Origin of the sequence: Solitalea agri (assembly GCF_023914155.1) — a bacterium.
Classification (GTDB): Bacteria; Bacteroidota; Bacteroidia; order Sphingobacteriales; family Sphingobacteriaceae; genus Solitalea; species Solitalea agri.
Map to the genome: position 1 here is coordinate 67,981 of NZ_JAMWYS010000009.1, position 23,755 is coordinate 91,735.

Annotated in this window: 19 protein-coding genes and 2 tRNA genes; 10 read left to right on the forward strand and 11 right to left on the reverse strand. The window is 37.2% G+C overall.

Going from position 1 to position 23,755, the window contains the following annotated elements; genetic code table 11:
* Nucleotides 1–8 precede the first annotated feature (8 nt).
* Complete coding sequence (gene rodA, locus NF867_RS02730) at nucleotides 9–1,277, forward strand: rod shape-determining protein RodA (RefSeq protein ID WP_252586012.1); 1,269 nt, start codon at nucleotides 9–11, stop codon at nucleotides 1,275–1,277.
* Here the strand turns inward: rodA and NF867_RS02735 are convergent.
* Nucleotides 1,267–2,118 carry a hypothetical protein gene (locus NF867_RS02735; protein WP_252586013.1) on the reverse strand — a complete coding sequence of 284 codons (852 nt, stop codon included), beginning with the start codon at nucleotides 2,116–2,118 and terminating at the stop codon, nucleotides 1,267–1,269. The two genes, rodA and NF867_RS02735, sit on opposite strands and share 11 nt — an antisense overlap.
* 189 nt (nucleotides 2,119–2,307) lie before the next feature.
* On the opposite strand from NF867_RS02735, the gene NF867_RS02740 reads away from it, so the two are divergent.
* Nucleotides 2,308–2,883, forward strand: coding sequence for a thymidine kinase (locus NF867_RS02740; RefSeq protein ID WP_252586014.1), 576 nt, complete (start codon nucleotides 2,308–2,310; stop codon nucleotides 2,881–2,883).
* A gap of 101 nt (nucleotides 2,884–2,984) precedes the next feature.
* Entirely contained in the window at nucleotides 2,985–3,194 is a 210-nt protein-coding gene (locus NF867_RS02745) for a hypothetical protein (RefSeq protein WP_252586015.1), read from the forward strand.
* Between the two features lie 72 nt (nucleotides 3,195–3,266).
* Here the strand turns inward: NF867_RS02745 and NF867_RS02750 are convergent.
* Nucleotides 3,267–3,339 (reverse strand) — tRNA-Phe (locus NF867_RS02750).
* 20 nt (nucleotides 3,340–3,359) lie between these two features.
* A tRNA-Phe gene (locus NF867_RS02755) sits at nucleotides 3,360–3,432 on the reverse strand.
* A gap of 338 nt (nucleotides 3,433–3,770) precedes the next feature.
* Between NF867_RS02755 and NF867_RS02760 the strand changes: the two genes are divergently transcribed.
* Nucleotides 3,771–5,066: a 4Fe-4S dicluster domain-containing protein gene (locus NF867_RS02760; protein WP_252586016.1), complete on the forward strand. Its 1,296-nt coding sequence runs from the start codon at nucleotides 3,771–3,773 to the stop codon at nucleotides 5,064–5,066.
* A 17-nt stretch (nucleotides 5,067–5,083) separates the two neighbouring features.
* Nucleotides 5,084–5,878 carry a (Fe-S)-binding protein gene (locus tag NF867_RS02765; RefSeq protein ID WP_252586017.1) on the forward strand — a complete coding sequence of 265 codons (795 nt, stop codon included), beginning with the start codon at nucleotides 5,084–5,086 and terminating at the stop codon, nucleotides 5,876–5,878.
* 267 nt (nucleotides 5,879–6,145) lie between these two features.
* On the opposite strand, the gene NF867_RS02770 is transcribed toward NF867_RS02765, so the two are convergent.
* A complete protein-coding gene (locus NF867_RS02770) occupies nucleotides 6,146–7,519 on the reverse strand; it encodes a methyltransferase RsmF C-terminal domain-like protein (RefSeq protein WP_252586018.1) in 1,374 nt (457 codons plus the stop codon).
* Nucleotides 7,520–7,670: 151 nt separating this feature from the next.
* Here NF867_RS02770 and NF867_RS02775 point away from each other — a divergent pair, with 151 nt between their 5' ends.
* Entirely contained in the window at nucleotides 7,671–8,153 is a 483-nt protein-coding gene (locus NF867_RS02775) for an ABC transporter ATPase (protein ID WP_252586019.1), read from the forward strand.
* Nucleotides 8,154–8,375: 222 nt separating this feature from the next.
* Here the strand turns inward: NF867_RS02775 and mtgA are convergent, their stop codons facing one another.
* From mtgA to rpsF, 5 genes are all read right to left on the reverse strand, one after another.
* The gene (gene mtgA / locus NF867_RS02780) at nucleotides 8,376–9,062 is read right to left on the reverse strand and encodes a monofunctional biosynthetic peptidoglycan transglycosylase (protein ID WP_252586020.1); all 687 of its coding nucleotides are present in this window, start codon (nucleotides 9,060–9,062) and stop codon (nucleotides 8,376–8,378) included.
* A 61-nt stretch (nucleotides 9,063–9,123) separates the two neighbouring features.
* A complete protein-coding gene (locus tag NF867_RS02785; RefSeq protein ID WP_252586021.1) occupies nucleotides 9,124–11,361 on the reverse strand; it encodes an FUSC family protein in 2,238 nt (745 codons plus the stop codon).
* A gap of 125 nt (nucleotides 11,362–11,486) precedes the next feature.
* Complete coding sequence (rplI, locus tag NF867_RS02790) at nucleotides 11,487–11,930, reverse strand: 50S ribosomal protein L9 (RefSeq protein WP_252586022.1); 444 nt, start codon at nucleotides 11,928–11,930, stop codon at nucleotides 11,487–11,489.
* Nucleotides 11,931–11,943: 13 nt separating this feature from the next.
* Nucleotides 11,944–12,207 carry a 30S ribosomal protein S18 gene (gene rpsR, locus NF867_RS02795; RefSeq protein ID WP_252586023.1) on the reverse strand — a complete coding sequence of 88 codons (264 nt, stop codon included), beginning with the start codon at nucleotides 12,205–12,207 and terminating at the stop codon, nucleotides 11,944–11,946.
* Nucleotides 12,207–12,575 (reverse strand): 30S ribosomal protein S6, encoded by a 369-nt coding sequence (rpsF, locus tag NF867_RS02800; protein ID WP_252586024.1) that lies wholly within the window; start codon nucleotides 12,573–12,575, stop codon nucleotides 12,207–12,209. Before rpsF ends, rpsR begins: the two co-directional genes overlap by 1 nt.
* 360 nt (nucleotides 12,576–12,935) lie before the next feature.
* On the opposite strand from rpsF, the gene NF867_RS02805 reads away from it, so the two are divergent.
* From NF867_RS02805 to NF867_RS02820, 4 genes are all read left to right on the forward strand, one after another.
* Nucleotides 12,936–13,661: a hypothetical protein gene (locus NF867_RS02805; protein WP_252586025.1), complete on the forward strand. Its 726-nt coding sequence runs from the start codon at nucleotides 12,936–12,938 to the stop codon at nucleotides 13,659–13,661.
* Nucleotides 13,662–14,013: 352 nt separating this feature from the next.
* Complete coding sequence (locus NF867_RS02810; protein WP_252586026.1) at nucleotides 14,014–14,736, forward strand: hypothetical protein; 723 nt, start codon at nucleotides 14,014–14,016, stop codon at nucleotides 14,734–14,736.
* Nucleotides 14,737–14,988: 252 nt separating this feature from the next.
* A complete protein-coding gene (locus NF867_RS02815) occupies nucleotides 14,989–17,214 on the forward strand; it encodes a cation:proton antiporter (protein WP_252586027.1) in 2,226 nt (741 codons plus the stop codon).
* 126 nt (nucleotides 17,215–17,340) lie between these two features.
* Nucleotides 17,341–19,122, forward strand: coding sequence for a DNA polymerase III subunit gamma/tau (locus NF867_RS02820; RefSeq protein ID WP_252586028.1), 1,782 nt, complete (start codon nucleotides 17,341–17,343; stop codon nucleotides 19,120–19,122).
* Here the strand turns inward: NF867_RS02820 and NF867_RS02825 are convergent.
* A complete protein-coding gene (locus tag NF867_RS02825) occupies nucleotides 19,119–22,259 on the reverse strand; it encodes an AsmA family protein (protein ID WP_252586029.1) in 3,141 nt (1,046 codons plus the stop codon). The genes NF867_RS02820 and NF867_RS02825 overlap by 4 nt on opposite strands.
* 149 nt (nucleotides 22,260–22,408) lie before the next feature.
* Complete coding sequence (locus NF867_RS02830; RefSeq protein ID WP_252586030.1) at nucleotides 22,409–23,599, reverse strand: MFS transporter; 1,191 nt, start codon at nucleotides 23,597–23,599, stop codon at nucleotides 22,409–22,411.
* Nucleotides 23,600–23,755: the final 156 nt, after the last annotated feature.

The window sequence follows — 23,755 nt, forward strand, 5'->3', positions numbered from 1 at the left end:
AGTTAACAATGAACCAAAATCAGCAAACCAGCCCGTTTTATAACGTTGATTGGACCACCATCATCATCTATTTCTGCTTAGTTCTTGTTGGGTGGGCCAATATTTATGCTGCCGTTTATGACGCTGACCATGCCAGCATATTCGATATGAGTAGAAATTATGGAAAGCAGCTCATATGGATTCTAACATCCGGAATAATTATTACGGTCATCCTGTTAATAGATTCCAAGTTTTTTAATTTTTCGGCCTATGTCTTTTACGGCATTACCATTATTTTATTGATTGCGGTATTATTTGTGGGTAAACTCGTAGGCGGAAACCGAGCATGGTTTGAGATTGGAGCGTTCAGATTGCAACCTGCTGAGTTTGCCAAAGTTGCCTCCTGCTTAGCTATAGCACGCTATATGGGGTCTACGAACCTTAAACTTAGTGACTTTGGGGATCAACTAAAATGCTTTGCACTCATTTTTACTCCTGTTGCACTCATTTTGCTCCAACCTGATGCTGGTTCTGCAATGGTGTTTATGTCCTTCTTTTTAGTCCTATACCGCGAAGGCTTGCCTCCATTTTACCTTGTATTTGGATTTGTTTCAGTCATATTATTTGTTCTTTCATTACTTATACCGCAATCCTATATAATTATATTTCTTGTAGCATTAACGGCCTTTTTGTTGTGGAGAGATCGCAGGGTTCGTCGTCATTACTTCTTAATAATTGGAAGTGCGGTATTGGCAATAGCCTTAGTTACCGGTGTAAATTACGCATTTAACAATATCTTAAAACCACACCAACGTGATAGAATTGATCTGTTATTGGGCAAGAAAGTGGACCCTAAAGGTGTTGGATATAATGTTAACCAGTCGAAAATAGCTATTGGTTCTGGTCAATTTATAGGTAAAGGCTATTTAAAAGGCACACAAACTAAATACGACTTTGTGCCTGAACAAAGTACCGATTTTATTTTTTGTACCATTGGTGAAGAATGGGGTTTCTTGGGTAGTGTGGTCGTATTGGGATTATATTCTTTCCTCTTAATGCGAATCGTAGTCATTGCCGAAAGACAGCGATCCACCTTCTCCCGAATTTACGGATATGGTGTGGCCAGCATTATCTTCTTCCACATATTTATAAATATCGGGATGACAATCGGTATTATGCCTGTAATTGGTATTCCGCTGCCATTTATCAGCTATGGAGGTTCTTCTCTTTGGAGCTTTACCATCTTATTATTTATACTGATAAAGCTCGACACCAACCGTAACGGAATTATTCGATAAATCGCAGTTTAACAATTTCGTTAAACTGTTCCTGTAATTCGGGCTTATTGATCCAATCATATTTAGGAGCCAACTGTTGTTCGATATAACGGTTGGCTTCGTTGTAATTGGTGCAGGCGTTTAATTCTTTAATTGCATTTTCGAACGACTCAACACTATTATTGAATAAACCTTTTATAAAAGCAAACTTATCATTCAAGCCAATTGCCTTTTTTAAGTCGCCAATTGGAGTCTTAAGAGCCGTGTTAATCTCAACCTTATCCTTCTTAGTCGACGATATTGTGTCATTTAAACTTGGCACTTTTGATTGAAAACGCTTATTTATTTCGGCCCAGGCCTCTTCTTCCTTCTTTATCTTTTCTTCAACCGAAAGTATTGGTTCTGGTTGGGGATCCGGTTTCACTTCTACAACCTTCACTTCCGGTAACACGGGCTCATCTACTTCAGGAGAAGGGAGTACATCAAGTTCGTTTTCACTAATTTCTTCAATGACAACAGGACTTTGCTCCATCTTCAAAGTGGCCTTCACCGAATTATCAATCCTTGGTTCTTCTTTATATTCAGTTCGAGGAGTATTCTCCTCAGCTTTTACTAAAAGCTCATTTATTGATGATGGTTTAACCAATTCGTGAATAGTACTGCTTTCAGTCGATGTACTAGCATTTTCTTTTTCAATTATCTTCCTAAGAATCTGAACGTGCTCTCTTAAATAATTAGCATTGGCCTCAACAAGCTCCAAATCAATCACTTGAACAGTTGGTTGAACATACAAAGTGCGGCATTCAGTTCTTAATTCATCCAGAATGGAGCCTATACGTAGTAAAATATTATCTCGGTTCATAGTAATCAGCTTAAACAACTAACGAATGTAATGTTCTGTTGGTATCAAAAATAATAATTAGCAGCAGAAATAGTACCAATAAAAAAGACCGACCAGATGATTAACAGATATTTACAACTTATCAACAGCAATAGAATTTATTTATTTAATGATGATATTCGCACCTGAAAAGCATTAATTTGATTGTGGATGATAAACGAGGGAATAGAAAGACCAAACATATTTCAACGAGGCAGTATAGAAGTAATTTGCGGACCAATGTTTTCGGGGAAGACCGAAGAGCTTTTACGCCGTTTACGAAGGGCTCAAATAGCAAAATTAAAGGTTGAAATTTTTAAACCCTCTACTGATACACGTTATGATGCAACAGCGGTTGTTTCACACGATTTAAACTCCATACAATCAACTCCAATAGAAACGTCTTCTTCTATTCTTCTTTTAGGTAGTAATACACAAGTTGTTGGTATTGACGAAGCCCAATTTTTTGACGATGAGTTGCCGGTAGTTTGTGAAGCCCTTGCCAATAAGGGTGTACGAATTATTGTGGCAGGTTTGGATATGGATTATACAGGAAAACCATTTGGGCCAATTCCTAAATTAATGGCTATTGCTGAGTTTGTGACCAAAATTACGGCAGTTTGCATGGTTTGCGGAGCTCCGGCAAGTCGTTCTTATCGCCTAGCTGCTGGCCGGGAAACAGTTTTGCTTGGAGAGAAAGAAAGCTATGAACCAAGATGCAGAGTATGCTTTAATTTAGATAAATAGATAGTTTTATGCTCCTTGATAATTTTTTTTAACAAAAAGTTAGGTATTGATCATTATTTTTTTCTATTTTAGAAGACAGTCAAACCCAATACCAAATTATTATGTTGCTAATTTCAGACCTAAGCTCTAAAGTTGGCGCTCTTCTCATTAAAATAGGATTTTCAGAAGAAACCTTAACGGCTATTCAAAACATTGATTCTCATTTTGCATTCAAATGGTTGTCAATAACCGTAATCCCAACCTTATTCCTTGTAGTTATTTGGCAGAAGAAAAAGCTTTATAGTTATCAGCGCCGTTATGGTCGCCGTTAATTAATAGAGTAGATGAAAAGCTAAACTAAAAAGATCTTAAATGAAAAAAGCCCCAACTTGGGGCTTTTTCTGTGGTGATGGCCGGGATCGAACCAGCGACACAAGGATTTTCAGTCCTTTGCTCTACCGACTGAGCTACATCACCTTCCGGTGTAAAATAAATTGTGGTGATGGCCGGGATCGAACCAGCGACACAAGGATTTTCAGTCCTTTGCTCTACCAACTGAGCTACATCACCTCTTTTTTGAAGTAAAACCTCTTTTGATCTTACTCCCTAAAACAAAGCCTTTTTGATTTCGTTTTGGGACTGCAAATGTAGTATCTTTTTATTCAAATCAAAAAGGTTTTTCTGTTTTTTTAGACACCATAAGCATAAGTATCAGATTATCTGTGAAAATAGATTTTAGAATTACTGAGTTAACCGTTTTAAAAATTTAAATTAGTACTGCTCTAAAAAATCAGCTCAACTCCCAAATCTGCAATTTATATCAATTCTAAGTAGAAAATAGACCGTTTTAAAAATTGGTTTATTTTATTGAATTATTATTTTAGCGTTATACTCTGATCAAAAACCTTATGTTAGCACAGCTTCTATTTGTACTCATTTCTGCAGCCGCGATTTGGCTATTCGCTAGAAATGTGAAAAAAATCCGCAGAAACATCCTGCTGGGTAAAGATATCGACCGATCCGATGCCCCTGCAGAGCGATGGAAAACCATGGCCATGGTGGCACTCGGTCAATCAAAAATGATGAAAAGACCTGTTGCCGGATTTTTTCATATCCTTATTTATGTAGGCTTTGTGATTATTAATATCGAAGTTTTAGAAATTGTAATTGACGGTATTTTTGGCTCACATCGAATTCTTTCCTTTGCAGGAGGACTATACAACTTCTTGATCGGATCATTTGAGGTCCTTGCCCTGGGAGTGCTATCAGCCTGTATTATTTTTTTAATCCGCAGAAATATCATTCATTTAAAACGTTTTTCGGGCACTGAAATGAAAGGTTGGCCGGTAAGTGATGCTAACTATATTCTTATAGCCGAAATTTTATTGATGACCGCTTTTTTAACCATGAATGCCGCCGACTATAAACTACAAGCATTAGGGGTTTCTCATTATGTTAAAGCGGGTTCTTTTCCAATAAGTGCAGCTTTGGCATCTATTTTACCTGACAACATAACCGCCCTCGAAGTAATTGAACGGGTATGCTGGTGGTTTCATATTGTAGGGATCTTTGCTTTTTTGAACTATATCCCCTATTCAAAACATTTCCATATCTTATTAGCTTTCCCCAATACATGGTATTCAAATCTTAATAACAAAGGAAAGCTCACCAATATGGCTTCTGTAACCAATGAAGTTAAAGCCATGTTAGACCCAAGCTTTACTCCTCCAGCTGATGCTACTCCGGGAAGATTTGGAGCTAAAGATGTAACCGATTTAACCTGGGTAAACTTAATGAATGCATACTCTTGCACCGAATGTGGAAGATGTACATCCAACTGTCCGGCCAACATGACCGGAAAGCTACTTTCGCCACGTAAAATCATGATGGATACACGTGATCGTTTGGAAGAAGTTGGCAATAATATCGATAAACATGGCAAAGATTACCAGGATGGTAAAACACTATTAGGTGACTATATCACTGCCGAAGAGCTTTGGGCATGTACTACCTGCAACGCATGTACTGAATCTTGTCCTGTAAACATCGACCCTCTTTCAATTATTGTTGAACTACGTCGCTACCTGGTAATGGAAGAGTCGAACGCCCCGGCAAGCATTAATAACATGTTCGGAAATATTGAAAACAATCAGGCTCCCTGGAAATATTCTCCTACCGACCGTATTAACTGGATCAATCAATAACCAATTACACTAAAAAAATGAATCAACTTCATATAAAAACCATGGCCGATTATATGGCCGCAGGCGAAGAGCCTGAAATACTTTTCTGGGTTGGCTGCGCCGGAAGTTTCGATGAACGGGCACAGAAGATTACGCGTGCAGTAGCAACGATCTTAACCAATATGGGAATCAAATTTGCCATTTTAGGAACTGAAGAAAGCTGTACTGGTGACCCTGCAAAACGCGCCGGAAACGAATTCCTTTTCCAAATGATGGCCATGACCAATATAGAGGTATTAAATGCCTACAACATTAAGAAAATAGTTACCGCATGCCCACATTGCTTTAACACATTAAAAAACGAATATCCAGGTTTAGGCGGCACGTATGAAGTAATTCACCACTCTCAATTAATACAACAACTAATAGATGAAGGAAAACTTAAAATTGAGAACGGAGAAGCCTTTAAAGGTAAAAAGATCACCTATCACGATCCTTGCTATTTAGGCAGGGCAAATGGGGTTTATGAAGCCCCTCGTGCTGTTATTGAACAGTTAGATGCTGAACTTACGGAAATGAAACGTTGCCGCACCAACGGATTATGTTGCGGTGCAGGTGGAGCTCAAATGTTTAAAGAACCTGAAAAAGGCAACAAAGACATAAATATTGAACGTACAGAGGAAGCTCTTGCCCTTAAACCTGATGTTATTGCAGTAAGTTGTCCGTTTTGTATGACCATGATCAGAGATGGAGTAAAACTGGCCGAAAAAGAAACCGAAGTACAGGTATTGGATATCGCAGAAATAGCCACTAAAGCTAACGGCTGGAGTTAACTAAAAGTTAGTTATAAAACACAGAAAAAGCTGCAATGGAATTAATTCCATGCAGCTTTTTCATTAATCAGTAACCCCAAAAAAAAGGCTGTTATCGCTAACAGCCAGAAATGTTTTAGAATAGGTACTCAAACCTGAGTACTGCTGCAATCAGCATCCGTAGATTTGGTGAGGTCGCGATACTGGCGGCTAAAGTAACATATGAGGAATATGTAAACAATACCTACTATCAGGTATTTTACATGTTGAAACATCCACCTAAAACTGCTATTGCAGTTTATCGAGCGACAAGCGAATCCGCCATTCTTTAGGATAGTAATTATTAAATCGATGCCCAATTTTCTTCACCCAACCTAATCCAAGTCCTTCATATTCAACTAAATTCCAACCTTCAGAGCCTCCACTAAAAACACTGTCATCCTTCCGTAGAAACTTCAATGCTTCATTCTTATCAACTTTTATCACTGAAAAAAACGACTTATTTAAATTTACACTTAAAGCAAGTGCATGATCGGGACGAAATTCTTTCTTAGTATGTTGCCCAACCAATATTCCTGCGCTAAAAACATTTAACGAATCATAAAGAAACTCCACTTCTTTGGCCTTTGCTATCGGAACAGCAATAATATCTTCATCTTTGGAATAATATTTCCAATTTCCTGCATTAATAAAAACCTCTTTAAATGGGGTAACATTCTTATCCTCCAAAGGCAGCAAACGGCTCTTTGCTCTTTTTTTAGGAAATTTAAACTCGCTACTGTCATCCGCTTTTTTCCGAACTATCGCTAAAAAAAAGCCCTCCCCTTCAGCTCTATGCGGATAAAAACGATAGCCAGTACAGCCAGAGAAACTACTTTCCTTAACGTTCCAGGTTTCTTCAAGATTCAATTCAACGTTTTCTGCATCATACTGCTCGCAAAGCCAAGCTAAATTTGCCTCATTCTCCTCTTTACTAAAAGTACACGTGCTATAAATTAAAATACCATTAGCTTTCAATGAAGGCCATATATCGGCTAGTATCCTGCGCTGACGTAAGGCACAATGCTGCACATTATCTTCCGACCATTCATCAACCGCATTTGCATTCTTACGAAACATTCCTTCTCCTGAACAGGGTGCATCAACCACAATACAGTCGAAAAACTGCTTGATATCTTTGAACTCTTTAGGATCGTTGTTGGTAACTACTACATTCCCATTTCCCCATTTCTGGATATTCTCCGAGAGAATAGGAACACGACTTTTTATAACCTCATTAGATACAATTAAACTATCAGCAGGAAACATTGAAATCAGATGCGTGGACTTACCTCCCGGAGCGGCGCATAAATCAAGTACATTCATACTTTCCTTAACTGGCAACGATTGTTGAATTGCCTGCTCTAAAAACATTGAACTGGCCTCCTGAACGTAATAGGCCCCGGCGTGCAGAAGTGGATCGGCAGTAAACAATGGTCGTAAAGGAAGGTAATAACCCGTTTGGGTCCATAAGATTGGCTTATAGGCAATATCAAAAGGATATTTATTTTTATTTATTCTGATACTAACCGGTGATTCAGAACCTAACGCTTCAATGAATTGTTCAAGCTCAGGACCTAAAAAATCGGCCATTCTTATTTTAAATGGAGGAGGTAGTTTCATGTTCAAAGATAAGTCATTATTAATTATTGAATAACGCTTAAGGAGCCTAATTCAAAAATTGAAGAATTGGTAAAGCTTATTAATGGTCAGATAAACATCATATATTTAATTTTTCAAATTCATCCATTGTTAAGATAACTATCTTTGCGCTATGAACAGTTTTAACGAAGCATCAAGGGTTTGGATTTATCAATCGGACCGTGAATTAACAACTGAAGAAGTTAATAGTTTAGAGTACATTTTAAAACAATTTACTACCGATTGGACAGCGCACGACAATTTATTAAAGGCAAGTGCTCGCATTTATTATAATCGTTTCATTGTATTGATGGTTGATGAATCTCAGTATGGAGCAAGTGGTTGTTCAATTGATAAATCGGTTAGGTTGATGAAAGAAATTGAGAATAAGTTCAAAATCAATTTATTTGATCGATTTAACATTGCTTATAAATATAATGGACAAGTAAAATCTGTTTCAAGAAATGAATTCGAGGAACTTCTTAAAGAAAAAGTACTTAATGGTGAATCTATTGTCTTCAACAATCTTGTAACCACTATAAAAGAATTTGAAAACAATTGGGAAGTACCTTTAAAGAACAGCTGGCATAATCAGGTTTTCGCTTCAGTTCTATGAAATTGAATAAACGATTAAAAAAACCTGAATGGCAATAAATAGCAATCCCAAAATAATATAATCCACCCTTGTAAACTTGCTTAATTTCATAGATTTAACTTTTAGGCAACAAATGTGTGCCCTAAATTAAAAGAATTATTCTCAAAATAATATTTTAAACAAGAAAAAGCTCAAAAATTAAAACTTTTGAGCTTTTTTACTTTATCAATTCAATAATATCTATTATTCAAAACCAACCGGCCCTAATATTCGCATAAAACGCATAATTCGTTTAATTTTCTTTTTAACCATAGGAGAAGGTTTGGTAGGAGACCAGTTTAAAGGATTAGGCAAAATTGCCGCGATTGAAGCCGCTTCACGCTTACTCAAATCAACTGCAGGCTTTTTATAATATTCCAATGCGGCCGCCTCTGCTCCATATATTCCATCACCCATTTCGATAACATTTAAATATACTTCCATAATTCGCTTTTTCGACCAAAATATTTCGATCAAAAAAGTAAAATAGGCTTCGAAGCCTTTACGAATGTATGAGCGTCCGGACCATAAAAACACATTTTTGGCCACTTGTTGAGAAATGGTGCTTCCTCCCTTCACTTTTTTCCCTTTCTTTTTCTCATTATATACCCAGGCTTTACGCATAGCATCCCAGTCGAAACCCATATGCTCCATAAATAATTGGTCTTCAGATGCAATTACTGCGCGTTTCAGATTAGGTGAAATTTCCTCAAAAGAAACCCAATCCTTTTCCAGTTTGATTTCTTTCCCATCGGCTTTTTGTTCAAAGCATCTTTGCACCTGAAGAAAAGTAACAGGAATTGGAACAAAGCGATATATAATAACCCAAAGAATGGTAATGACGAAAAACCACAGAGCCGCTTTCCCTATAAATCGAAAAACTTTTGACATAGTGGGGGCAAAAATAATAATTGAAACGAGGCTGAAAACAAAGAATTAAAAATTGATGACATTAATTAGTCTCAATGGCTTGCAGTTCGATATTGCCTGATATATTACACATGGCGGCAATCTCTGTAGTAATTTTATCGAGCTGCGATCTTATTAAATCCAGATCAATAAGCTGCCGTTCGATGTCTTTTTGCTTTTGTGGATCATTCGAAGGATTGCTTTCCCTGATTTTCAGCACCTTATTTTCAATTTCAATAAAGAATCTTGTAAATGAGTGCCGCACACATATAAGCTGATCATTTTCAATAGCCTCGGCCAGGTCATTTAATAAATTAGTTGATTCATCTATTAGGGTATAGGTAATCGGATAATTAAACTCTTTACTAATTCCAGGCAAAATTGCCCCGAAAGAAGTGATCTCTCTGGTTAATTTGGCGTTGTAAAAACCCAGATCCTCTGCAAGTTTCAATCTTTCTTTGTTCGCACCCGGCTCATATTTTATTCGCTTAAATGCATCTGCCATATTTAAGTTAGAAACCTCGGCCTTACGTCTCAATCCGATTAAGCGACTGTGAAAACCCGTTTTTTCTTTCAATTCGTATCCTACCTGATCAAGATAGTTCTTATTAGCCATTATAGCCATAGAAAGGTAATGGCCCAACTTCACATGTTCCCATTTTGGCCACAATAAATAAGTAGCTCCAACCGCAATAATTCCTCCCACTACCGTATTCATCATTCGGTACAAACCTATATGCCATTCGTAAGGAAGTGTTAAATCGATCATGGCAACCAGCTCAATTGTTAGAAAGAATACTGCGATGGCATAATTACGCTGTTGAAAATAAAAGAACAGGAATAAACAAACTGCAATAACAATAAAGATTACATAATGAAATTGAACATAATGCATTAAAATACTGGCGGCAAAAACACCCCCTAATGTGCCCAATACCCTATCCCAAGCCTTTAACCTTGTAGAACTAAAATCGGGCTGTAAAACCACCATAATTGTTAAGGATATCCAATAGCCACGAGGTATTTCTAATGTGTAATACAGGAAAATCCCGATGGTGGCAATTAGTGCTAAACGTAAGCTATGCCTAAACAATTCAGATTCGGCAGTAAATTCCGACAAGGTGTTTTTCCATTGAGAACGTATGGATATTACGGGTTGAAAATGAGTAATAAACGAAAGCTGACTACGTTTTTCATCAATTCGTTCGGCCCAGGTAAGTGCCGTATTTAAATACCCGATCGATGACTCGAACATACTGATCACCTTCAAAACCTCTACTTTATCGTATAGAGAAAGATTAGCAGCTTCCAATCTTTTCTTCAAAATAACGATTGTATTTTCAGAGCGTTGAATCCTGATCTTAAGCAATTCTTCATCTTCTATAGATCTCGACATTAAATAATGCCCTACCGTGGAAGCCGCCAATTCCAAAGCTTGAAAAGTATTTTTCAAGGTAGGCACAATAAAACCAAGACGTTCGTGCTTACTTACTTCATTCATCTCATAGAAAAGAGCCATAGCTGTTGACCCAAAACGCGAGCTCGCCCTAACCACTTTCAACAATTCCCGTCTAACAGAAACTATCTTATTATCACCCTTTCTTAAATATGGCAAAAGTTCGTTTATTGCTATTCTAAGCTTAGTTTCTTGTTCGTTGAGTTGATTTTCTGCTTCTTTCTCATCAATACCCGAAAGTTGCGGGACCATTCCCATCATATCCGCACAAACTGTCCATGGTTTTGAAATAGCAATATCATAGGGCAATTGCGGTTTAATCAACCAAAGAATAATAACACGGAGCACAATAGCCCAGGAACCACCAATTAAAACGGCAATTGCTCTTTTCTCAGCTACAGCAATCGTATTAGGACCAAACAATGAGAGAAGAAAAAGGATAACAGCCAGCGTACCCAATGTTAGCCCATGATCCCCTAATCCTCTTGCCATCCCAGATAAAAAGGCTACCACCAGCAGGAAGGCCATTGCCGCAAACATATTCCCTCCGGCGATAGTTCCCAAAAAGGAAGCAGCCGCTACTGCAATTGCGCCTAAGATCATTACCCATACCCGTTGAGCAAATGACCCGGTAACACGGGCCCACGAAATAAGTTCAGCTGCCAAACCTCCATAAACCCCAATATCACTATGACCCGTTAATTGGGCTACTACAAGAAAACCGACCAGGCTAACCATCGAAACCAAGGCTCGGGTTATATCAGGATTTTGTTGTTCGCGGTGTATAAATGTACGGGGATTAGTTATGTATGTTTTTAACAGCACAAAGAATAGTTTATTGATGTAATAATTTGCCTGTAAATTAGGCAGAAGGGTAGAAAAAACGAAGAGCTGACAAAAAGAAAAGGCGCCTGTAAACCAAGCGCCTTTTCAATATAAGTTAATTGAAATTATTCAGCGATAACTTCAAAAGGCACCTGTACTTTAACTTCTTTATGTAAGTTAACGTTTGCAACGTACTCACCAATGAATTTAACATCAGTTTCGAAAGTGATCTTACGACGATCAACTTCAAAGCCTAATTTTTTGATAGCTTCAGCAACTTGTAATGCATTTACAGCACCAAAGATTTTACCGCTTTCACCAGCTTTAGCACCGATAGAAAGTTTCACATCTTTTAAGCCTTCAGCAATTGCTTCAGCGTCTTTTTTCAATTTATCTTGTTTGAACGCAATTTGGCGTAAATTTTCAGCCAAAATCTTGCGATTGCTATCGTTAGCGATAACAGCGAAACCTTGAGGAATTAAATAGTTACGTGCGTAACCAGGTTTCACATTTACAACATCGTCTTTTTCGCCTAGCGCTTTAACGTCTTGTTTTAAAATTACTTCCATTGTAGCGCCCTCCTTATTTTAAACCATCAGTTACATAAGGCAAAATAGCGATATGACGGGCACGTTTAATTGCCTGAGCTACTTTGCGTTGGAATTTTAACGAAGTACCAGTTAAACGACGAGGTAATACTTTACCTTGCTCGTTAATAAATTTTAACAAGAAAGTAGCGTCTTTGTAGTCGATGTATCTGATGCCATTTTTCTTGAAACGGCAGTACTTTTTACGGTTATCCTCAACCTTTGGAGGAGTAACGTATGAAATGTTTTGATTAGCCATTATGCAACACCCTCCTCAGATTTTCTAGAAGCTTTAGGAGCTAATTCTCCTTTACGTTTACGTTCAGTGTAAGCTGCAGCGTGTTTGTCTAACGCAACAGTTAAGAAACGCATAACGCGCTCATCACGTTTGTACTCAACTTCTAATTTGTTAATTAACTCGCCTGAAGCCTTAAACTCAGTTACAGTGTAGTAACCTGTAGTTTTTTTCTGGATTGGATAAGCCAGCTTTTTCAAACCCCAATTGTCTTCGTGGACAATCTCGGCTCCGTTATCAGTCAGGATCTTCCTGAATTTGGCAACAACTTCTTTCGAAGCTTCTTCTGATAACAACGGGGTTAGAACGATTACGGTTTCGTAATTCTTCATTTGTTGTTTAATATATTAATTAAAAAATTCTCCCACTAAGGGGCTGCAAATGTAGCCATTTTATTTTGAAATTCAACCAGTCACATTAAAAACATTTCAAACTCATAATCCTACTTTTTTTTGCTGACACCTAGTTAATAGCTATACATTTTTTCACGACAGTGCAACATTTCAAAACACAATAAGTCATTGTAACAAATTGATAAACAAGATAGTAAATATCAATATGCAGTAATAGGTAAGTTACAGCATATCAATAGCCATGTTACAAAAAACATAGTACTATGTGTAACCTACTAGTGTAACTTAGCGTCATAACTACCAACTAATTGATTTGAAAACTATAAAACTAAACACAATATGAAAACGCTCGTAAAAACCATCACTGTTGTTAGTATTGCTACTCTAACTACAATAGGCACTACGAAATTAAACATTAACACTTTTGCTGGTTCTACAGAAGCTAATGAAAAAGCTTTAGATATTTATTTCCCTGCAGAAGAAAATACTCCTACAAAAACACAACAATTAGCCGAAGTAACTGTACATGCTTACTCGATCGAAAAACTGAACGCTCTTGTTGAATTTAAACCTTCTATAAATGAAGATGCAGATGTAGATGTTTCAGATTTAACAAAAATACAAGGGCTTGATGAAAAAATTAAGTTCATACCATCACAACAAGAAGTTGAGTTTGAACCTTCTTCAATCACCGATAAATCAATAGAAGAGTTGATCAAATTTACACCTTCCGAAACTTTTGATAATGAATCATCAGAACTTGAGCTTAATGCTTTAATAAAATTCGTTCCATCAGAAATGGACTTAAACTCAGTTGTTGAGCCTTTATCAATTGAGCAAATGTTAAAGTTCACTCCAAGCGAGTTAAGCTCTGAATCAATTATTGAACCTGTAAGCACTCTTGATCAATTAATAAAATTTACTCCAAGTATAGCTTCAAGGGACAGCGAAATTATTGAACCAGTGAGTATCGAGGAACTTGTAAAGTTTCAACCATCAAACTGGGAAAATGAATTGGTTGAAGAACCTGGCACAAATAGTAACACTGAAATGATAATAAAGTAATATCGTATTAGCTGATAACTCATATTTATAGGGAGGCACGAACATCATCGTACCTCCTTGTTTTTTTAATGATCAAAGTCCTTCAATTCCTTCTATTCTAAGTTGACTACTACTTCCTCCCTTAGCTTAAAATCTATCTGTTTTTTAATGGCCATGCAACATTCAAACCCCCACCTAGTCATTTCAACAAACTGATAAACAACGTACTAAACACCAATACACAGTAATAGGTAAGTTACAGCACAACAATACCCATGTTACAGAAAATATAGTACTATGTGTAACCTACTAGTGTAACTTAGCGTCATAGCTATCAACTAAATAATTTGAAAACTATAAAACTTAACACAATATGAAAACGCTCGTAAAAACCATCACTGTTGTTAGTATTGCTACTCTAACCACACTCGGCACTACGAAACTAAACATCAGCACTTTCTCTGGTAATTCAGAAGCCGATGAAAAAAGTTTAGACATTTATTTCCCTTCGGAAGAAAATATACCTACAAGACCACAACATTTAGCAGAAGTAACTGTTCATGCTTTTTCAACTTCAAAACTAAACGCTCTTGTTGAGTTTAAACCTTCTTCTATTATTGAAGATGTAGATGTTTCAGATTTAACTGCCATACAAGAACTTGATGAAAAAATTAAGTTCGTACCATCACAACAAGAAGTTGAGTTTGAACCTGCTTCCACCTCCGATAAATCAATAGAAGAGCTGATCAAATTCAAACCTTCCGCAACCTTTGATAATGAATCGACAGAAACTGAGCTTAATGCATTCATAAAATTTGTTCCATCAGAAATTGACGTAAATTCTATTATTGAACCTTTATCGATGGAACAAATGGTAAAATTCACTCCAAGCGAGTTAAGCTCAGAATCAATTGTTGAACCAGTAAGTTCTCTTGATCAATTAATAAAATTTACTCCAAGTGCAGCTTTAGTTGACAGTGAAATTATTGAACCAGTGAGTATTGATGAACTTGTAAAATTTCAACCTTCAAACCTGGAAAATGAATTGGTTGAAGAACCTGGCACAAATTGTAACACAGAACTGGTAATTAAGTAACATCCGTATTAGCAGGTAACTCATATTTTACAAGGAGGTACGAATATTAAGGTACCTCCTTGTTTTTTAATAACTAAGACCATTTATTCCTTCCTTTACAATAGACTCTACAACTATTTCTCCCCTTAAATCTTAATTGAAGGTCTTATATTTATGAAATCCGAGTCGAAAACATACAATTCGACATTAAAACCTAAGGTTTGTTTACGTATGCATTAAGCAAGCTCATTCTTTTTACTTTAATAAAGGCCGATGATTCACTTACCTCATTTAATTACCGACCTCACTTTGATCCTGGTTTCGGCAGGAGTAACCTTGCTGATTTTTAAAAAGTTAAAGCAACCCGTTGTATTAGGCTATTTAATTACCGGGCTACTAATAGGTCCGAACTTTACACTATTTCCTACCGTTACTGAAATAGATAGCATTAAAATTTGGGCCGAAATAGGTGTAATCTTTCTCTTATTCAGCCTTGGACTCGAATTCAGTTTTAAAAAATTAGTTAAAGTTGGAGGAAGTGCCTCTATAACGGCAATTGTTGAAGTTGTTTCAATGCTGGCGATTGGGTATATAACTGGTAAAGCCATGGGCTGGAATCTGATGGATAGTATTTTTTTAGGAGGAATCTTATCAATTTCATCCACTACCATTATAATTCGGGCCTTTGAAGAGCTAGGCGTAAAAAACCGGAAGTTCGCCAGTTTAGTTTTCGGGGTATTGATAGTCGAGGATCTGGTGGCAATTTTATTACTGGTATTGCTTTCAACCTTGGCAGTAAGCCAACATTTTGCAGGTGATAAAATGCTGATCTCAGTATTAAAACTTATCTTTTTCTTAGCTATTTGGTTTTTGGGCGGCATCTTTTTAATCCCTACTGTGTTAAAAAAAGCAAAGAAATTAATGAATGATGAGATGCTACTGGTTATCTCATTAGCACTTTGTTTATTAATGGTTTCATTAGCAACCGTTGTAGGGTTCTCACCTGCCCTGGGCGCTTTTGTTATGGGGGCCATACTTGCAGAAACAACATCAGCAGAAAAAATCGAGCATTTAGTTAAACCTGTCAAGGATTTATTTGGAGCTATATTTTTTGTATCAGTAGGAATGCTGATAGACCCTAAGGTATTAATCCAGTACGGCGGACCCGTTTTGGTAATAACAGTGGTTACAATTGTCGGAAAAACATTGAGTTCCGGATTGGGAGCGCTCCTTTCGGGTCAACCATTAAAACACTCCTTGCAAACAGGGATGAGCCTGGCTCAAATTGGAGAGTTCTCATTTATTATAGCCACTCTCGGCTTAAGCCTAAAAGTCACCAGCGATTTTTTATATCCTATAGCTGTAGCGGTTTCTGCCATTACAACGTTTACTACACCTTATCTAATTAAACTAGCAGAGCCTACTTATAATTTCGTTTACAGGCTCCTTCCTGAAAAAGCTCAACTAGCATTAACCCGCTACAGCTCAGGAACTCAAACCATTGCAGAAACCAATAATTGGAAGGAGTTTTTTAAGACCTATTTATCAACCATCGTAACCAATTCAATTGTTATCATTGGCATTTTGTTCACCGTTAAATATTTAACACCAAAACTTAACGAAAGCTTTATTAACAATAATAGTTATGGTGAATTAGCGATTATTGTTATAGCCTTTGCTTTAATGAGTCCTTTTCTATGGGCCTTGTCGGCAAAAAAAATACAGGGCACGGCTTATAAACAACTATGGGTTGACACTAAATATAACCGGGGACCATTGATCACGCTCGAAATACTTCGAATTATGCTTTCGATAGTGTTTATAGGCGCTTTAGTTGCACAATTTTATTCAATTAATTTTGCAATAATTTCGGCAATAATAATATCAGTGGTTAGCTTTATTATTTTCTCTACCCGACTTCAGTCTTTCTACGGAAAATTAGAGTCCCGCTTTTTAACCAATTTAAATGCCCGGGAAATAAGTGCGGCTTCTAAACGGATGGACGAATTGATGCCTTGGGATTCACACCTGGCTTATTTTACTGTTAACCCTCAATCTTTGGCTGTTGGCAAAACACTGGTGGAGCTTTCATTAAGAGAAAACTTTGGAGTTAATGTTGCGGTTATTGAACGCGGAACCAGAAAAATTAAGATACCATCCAAGGAAGAATATATTTACCCATACGATAGAATTGCCGTTGTTGGAACCGATGAGCAATTAAAAAGCTTTGAGCAATATATTTCATCAGAACCAACTAACGACATTGAAAGTAATGGAGGTGAAGTTACTCTTCATAAAATTACGGTGAACGGAAACTCCCCTTTACTTAACAAAACCATAAAAAGCTCCGGAATACGGGAAAAAGCAATGGCACTAATTGTAGGTATTGAACGCAGAAATGAACGAATCTTAAACCCAGAAAGTTCATTCCGATTCGAAAAAGGAGATATTTTATGGGTAGCCGGCGAAAAGAAACTTATTCAGGCAATTGTAAGCTAAACGATAGCAACCTCCTAAGGTGAAGTGAGCAATTGAACAGAGATTAGTTGAGCAATTATTACATCCTTTTTATCGTTACAAAACAATGCTTGCACTTGGCTTAAACTATTTCTATTTTCGTTGCGGATGGAAAATTTCATTGTATCGGCACGGAAGTACAGACCTGATAAATTCAACAGTGTTGTTGGTCAGGCACATATAACCAATACGCTGAAGAACGCGATCAAAACCGGGCAGCTCGCTCAGGCATTTTTGTTCTGTGGTCCTCGCGGAGTGGGCAAAACTACGTGCGCCCGGGTACTGGCAAAAACCATCAACTGCCAGTCGCCAACTGCCGATTTTGAAGCATGTGGAGAATGTGAATCATGCCTTTCGTTTAAACACGGAAACTCCATGAACATTCATGAGCTTGATGCAGCTTCGAATAACTCAGTTGAAGATATCCGCAGCCTGGTTGAACAAGTTCGCTATGCCCCACAAGCCGGCAAATACAAAATTTACATCATCGACGAGGTTCACATGCTTTCAACGAGTGCTTTTAACGCATTCCTGAAAACCCTGGAAGAACCCCCTTCTTATGCGATCTTCATTTTAGCAACTACTGAAAAGCATAAAATTTTGCCAACCATTTTATCGCGTTGTCAGATTTTTGACTTTAACAGAATAAAGGTGGATGACATTGCACACCACCTGGAGTATATTGCTAAAACCGAAAATATTGGATTCGAACCTGATGCTTTGCACATTATTGCTCAAAAGGCGGATGGCGCTCTGCGCGATGCCTGCTCAATGTTCGACCAGATTACTTCGTTTTCTCAAGGAAATATTACTTACAAGTCGGCTATCGACAACCTTAATATTCTTGACTACGATTATTATTTCAGAGTTACAGAAGCTCTTTTAAACGAAGATATTTCTAAAAGTCTGTTAATATTTGATGAGATCTTAGATAAAGGCTTTGATGGAAACAACTTCATAAACGGACTATGCAGTCACTTCAGAGATTTATTGGTTTGCAAAGACACCGCAACCATAAAATTATTAGAAGTAAGTGAGGGCATCAAACAAAAATACCTGGAGCAATCACAGAAAGCTCCCGTATCGTTCTTACTTTCAGGGTTAAATATTGGTAACCAAGCCGATTTAAATTATAAAGGAAGCAAAAATCAGCGATTGCAAATCGAGCTGTCGTTGATGAAAATGTGCCATATCAGGGCAGCCTTAAATTTATCAAATGGTCAACTTCCGCAATCGGAGGTAAAAAAAAAACCTGATACCGTAGCAAGTTCACCAGCTCAACCAGTTTCGGCGCCATCTATTCCAACTCCAACTGTAGCTAAAACCGAAACTGTTGCCGTTCCTAAAACAGAACCACAGAAAATAGCTCTGCCAGTTGTAAAAGCAACTGTTACAGCGAGTATTCCGTCATTAAAAATTCCATCGATAAAAAACCTAAGCGGGAACTCTGCACCGGCAGAAGATGACGTAAAAGTTGAAACTTCAATTCCAGAAACAGTTGAAATAAAAGTAAACCAACCGTTTACTGAGGAGCAGCTATTACGTTATTGGAATGATTTTGCGGAAATTGCAGCGCAGGATTCGAAGATTGGGTTACAAACCGTTATGACGGTAAATGCGCCTAAACTCCGTCCGGATTATACAATTGAAGTCATAGTCATTGATAAATATCAAACCGACATTATTCAATCTGAGCAGATAAATATGCTGCGATTTTTAAAGAATAAACTTCAAAATAATACCATAAAGATTGAAACAGTAATTGGTGAAGGCGCTGAACATGCTAAAAAAACACTTTATACTTCGACTGATAAGTTTAAATATCTGGCCGAAAAAAACCCGAACTTAATTGAACTAAGAAGACGCCTGGATTTAGAAATTGACTTCTAGTGTTTAATTGAATCCTGAACAGATTCGTCGTCCTGATCTTCGGTTTCCATCTCTTTCTCATCCGTGGTCTCTTTCCCCATTTTAACTATTGGATTATCGCGAGTACCTGTTATAGTCATTGGAATTCCGATGATACCAAATGGAGGTAAGCCCAAACGAAACTTCAAATTTAATCGGCCATCAAAGGTAGTTTGCCCTTCAATCTTTGGACGAAAACCGGCAATCTTGAACTTTGTTTTTTCAATATTGATCACATTGTTCTTGATAGAGGTTTTAATTTTAACCCCTTTAAGATTTGGATTATTCACTTCGTCTTTACCGGTACTTTTACTCACGGCAGTAAGCATTTTCAATCCTGCTATTTTAACATCTTTAATCGATAATACACCTGCTCCTACTAATGAAGGATAAACTGGCATCATATCGGCATTCAAACGCCCCTGTAGCTGATATTTAAGAGACACCACCCCCTGTGCCTTGGCAGCCGCTGGCGCCAGATCATGAAATATTTTAATTTCCTTGTAAGCTCGTTGAACGTCAAAATCCTGGGCATTTATTTTATAGCTAAAATTGGCTTTTCTCGGACTAACACTTACATAAGTGGCGTCCATCACTACTTTACATCCAATTAAATTAAACCCTGTTTTATTCAATGCGAGTTGCCCATTATTAATGATCATTTGCCCCTGGCAGCTATCCAATTGTAAGGCATCATACTTAACTTTTTTGGCAAATGCATCAAAAGTCATATTCAAGTTTTTAGGCAAAATAACCACACCGCTTTCCCCCCCTGACACCTCTGTGGTATCACCGGCAAAGGCCATAAACTCATCAACCAAAAAGTAATTCGATTTTAAATCGAATGCCCCTACCAGCAACTCATTTTTTACTGCATAATTTATCACATTGGTCAGATAGCCATTAAGCTCAAAATCAGTTTGCCCATAAATAGCCTTAAACTTATCAAACCATACTTTATCATCCTTAAAACTAAAAATACCGGTTTGCAACTTAAACGGTTTCGGAAACAACTCTGACATAAAAGTGAGATTGATAAGTTTTAAGGTGCCGCTGTTTTTCAATCGTGCATAATTCCCTTTTTGAGCATCACTTTGACGACCACGTAATGCAAGATTGGCGTCAATTCTTCCATCTACATTTAAACCTTTACGAGAGAAAACTTTATAAATACGACCCATATCAATTTGCCCATTGGCCTTAACATCATAAACCATATCATCAAAATTCACCAGGTCGGCTTTTAAAGTAAAAGGCTTGCCTTCAAATGAAAACGTTAGTGGATCAATATCAACTTTCAAATCCCTTAATGTCCCGCTATTATTGGTAATTGTTGAATTAATCTGAATATTCTCAATTGGATTTGGGTAATACTTGGTTTTAACTGATCCGTCTTTTAGAGAAACTAGCGCCTTTGTATGAGGAAACTGTCGTTGAGCAGGATCATATTTCCCACTCGTAACAACATCCATAGTTAACATTCCTCGAAGATCCAAACTATCCATTGGATACACCTGCTTAAGATCAGCCATGTTAAAATTAGCTTTCAGATCGGCCTCCATAGGAAATCCTTTAGAACCATTAATTTTTAAAAAACCTTTAATATAATTTTTAAGGATGGTCGCATTCAGGTTCTCTATAGCAATATTGGCGTTTTTAATGTTATGGTCGGCACACGCTCCATTAATATTAAAGCTGATGTTATTAACAGATTGAGGCAAGGATGCATATTTGAAATAACCATTTCGTAGTGACGATCGTAAGGTAAACTTTGGAATGGATAAAATCACCGTATCGCGTTTTCGCAAACTCGTCGGATCAGGTCCTACACTATATTTTCCATCAGCCAATAAATGCAGGCTATATTTACCCTTTACTGAAAAATCACTAACACCGTAGGCCTTTTGCCATTTTTCCAGGTCCAACTCTGAATTAATATTTGCATAAATGTAGGGATCTTTCAACCCTTTCACTTTTATAATGGAGCTGAAATAATCCTTATCAATATTAAAGAATAGCGAATCGATCTTCAGGAAAGCACTATCCGGATTAAACCCAGGCAAACTTGCATCCATATTCAGGAAAAGATTTTTCACAGGCGATGGAACCTTTTGGTTTGCGATCAAACCATTCCTCACCTTCATATTCAAATTAAAATCAGGCATCTGATTCTTATCTGAAATATATTTACCTATTACGCTTGCGGTAACATCAGTAGTTCCCTCTACCTGTGTTTTATCCAGCCATTTTTGATACTCCGGAGGAAATGCAGTAAATAGATCGCTTAAATTAGCTCCTTTGGTGGTGAGCCTAAAATCCATGTCATAACCAGTATCCAAAAACTCAAATCGACCGTTAAACTGTACAGGTAGTTTATTAATCTTCAGATCATTTTTTTGAAAAAGCAAGGCAAATGAGTTAGTATTAATTCTGGTCACCAATTGCGCATTCACCTCTTTATTAAGAAAATAAGAAATCCCATCATAGCTAAAATCTAATGAATCGATTTTAGCAACGGTAAATAGGTCAAACAGATCTTTACTTAAATCACCTTTGCCGGTATAGTTAAGCCCCTTGGCTTTTATCAGCATTGGAAATGATCGATCGTTATAAGTCAAATGACTATGAGTTATTAGTATCTTCTCGATTTTTAGTGACATACTGCTGCTATCGGCAGCTTTCTTATCTTTTTTTTCTGCAGAAGAGACATACACATTATAGTTTGCCTCGCCTTTTTCATTCACCAGAATATTAATGGCAGCGTCAGATAAGAAAATTTGATCAACCTTGAGACTTTCGGCAAAAACGCTCTCCAAATCAATTCCTAGTGCTATTTCTTTCGCGCCTACTAAAGTTTCGTTGGTATAAGGAGAAGAACCATTGAGATTGAAATCATAAAGGGTAAGAGTTAGAGATGGGAAATGCTTAAAGAAAGACAAGCCTACATCGGAGTAAGTCAGCTTGCCTCTTAAATTTTTCCCTGCCCATGTTTTAATTTTAGCCGACACTCCATCTTTTAAAAAGAATGGAGTAATGAACAGAATTAATAAAAAGCAACTGATTGCAATTCCGATAATTTTTAAGGATTTAATAAGAGTAGAGCGAAGTTTAGGATTCATCAGTAAGCAAGATCGTAAATTAAAATAAATGTAATTAGCTAATTAAAAGCATTATACCGCTATTAAATTTACTAAAAATTAAGGCCATAAAACACAAGTGAACATGTGTTTTATGGCCTTTAATCAATAAATATTATTATTACTTAATTCTAACTAACTGATACTTTAGTTAGGTTATTTTTCGAGGGATAGGTAAACCAATAAATTGTAATAGAAATTAAAGAAAAGATAATGCCCACCAAACAAACTCCAAACCATTGATAAAGGTCCCAAACCCATAAACCAATGGCCGAGCCCATAGCCGTTCCGATAAAACTGCCTGTCATGAACACGGTATTTATACGATTACGGGCTTCCGGAATAAGTGCATAAATACGCGTTTGATTAGATACATGAATCCCTTGTATTCCCATATCAAGCAATATAATTCCGACGATTAATCCGATAACATTATGTCGCGAAATATATAACAGTACAAAAGACAGCAACATAATTACTACACCAAAACCTATGGCTACCCTCGGATTGCGCTTATCGGCAATTTTCCCAACCAATGGAGCCATTAAAGCACCCATCCCGGCAGCCAAACCAAACAAGCCAATGGTATTAGCATTAAAATGAAAAGGACTTGCTGATAATAATAAAACCATGGTAGTCCAAAACATTCCGAATGAACCAAAAGCAAGTGCATTTATAGCGGTCGCCTCGCGCAAAACATGTTGTTCTTTTACCAGTTGCACCAATGATTTCATCAACTGACCATAACTCCCCTGAAAACTGGGTTTGCTGGAAGGAAATGTAAACGTCATTACTATTGCCAGCACCAAACATATTCCGGCTGCAATGTAAAACATGGCACGCCATCCCCATAAGTCCCCAATAAACCCACTCAAGGTTCTCGATAGTAAAATACCTATCAGCAATCCGCTCATTATTGTTCCAATAATGCGTCCTCGTTGTTCAGGTGCGGCCAAATTTGCCGCCATCGGAATTATAAGTTGAGGCACCATGGAGGTAAACCCAATTAATAATCCTGCAATTTTTAATACAAAGATATTTTGAGTTACAGCAGCACCTATTAAGGCCACAACGGAAGTAAGTGTCATAACAATGATCTGTTTTTTCCGTTCGAGCTTATCACCTAAAGGAGTACAAAAGAATAAACCCAATGCATAACCGAGTTGTGTATAAAAGTTGATCTGTCCGGCATTACTCTCAGAAACATTGAACTCTTTACTAATTAGCACCACCAAAGGTTGACTGTAATAGATATTGGCAACAATCAGCCCAGTAGCAAAAGCCATGAGCAGCATCTGGGCTCTGCTTAAAGATGAAGTCATTAAAACGATTTTAGACGAACAAAGATAGGTGCATGTAAATGCAAAGCTGTAAATTGTAACAGGTTATTTGCCACTGCAAACAAATAGTAACTTTTACATGCAACTTTTAATCATTGATTGCGTCATTAACAAAAGATCTATAACTAACTAAACAAT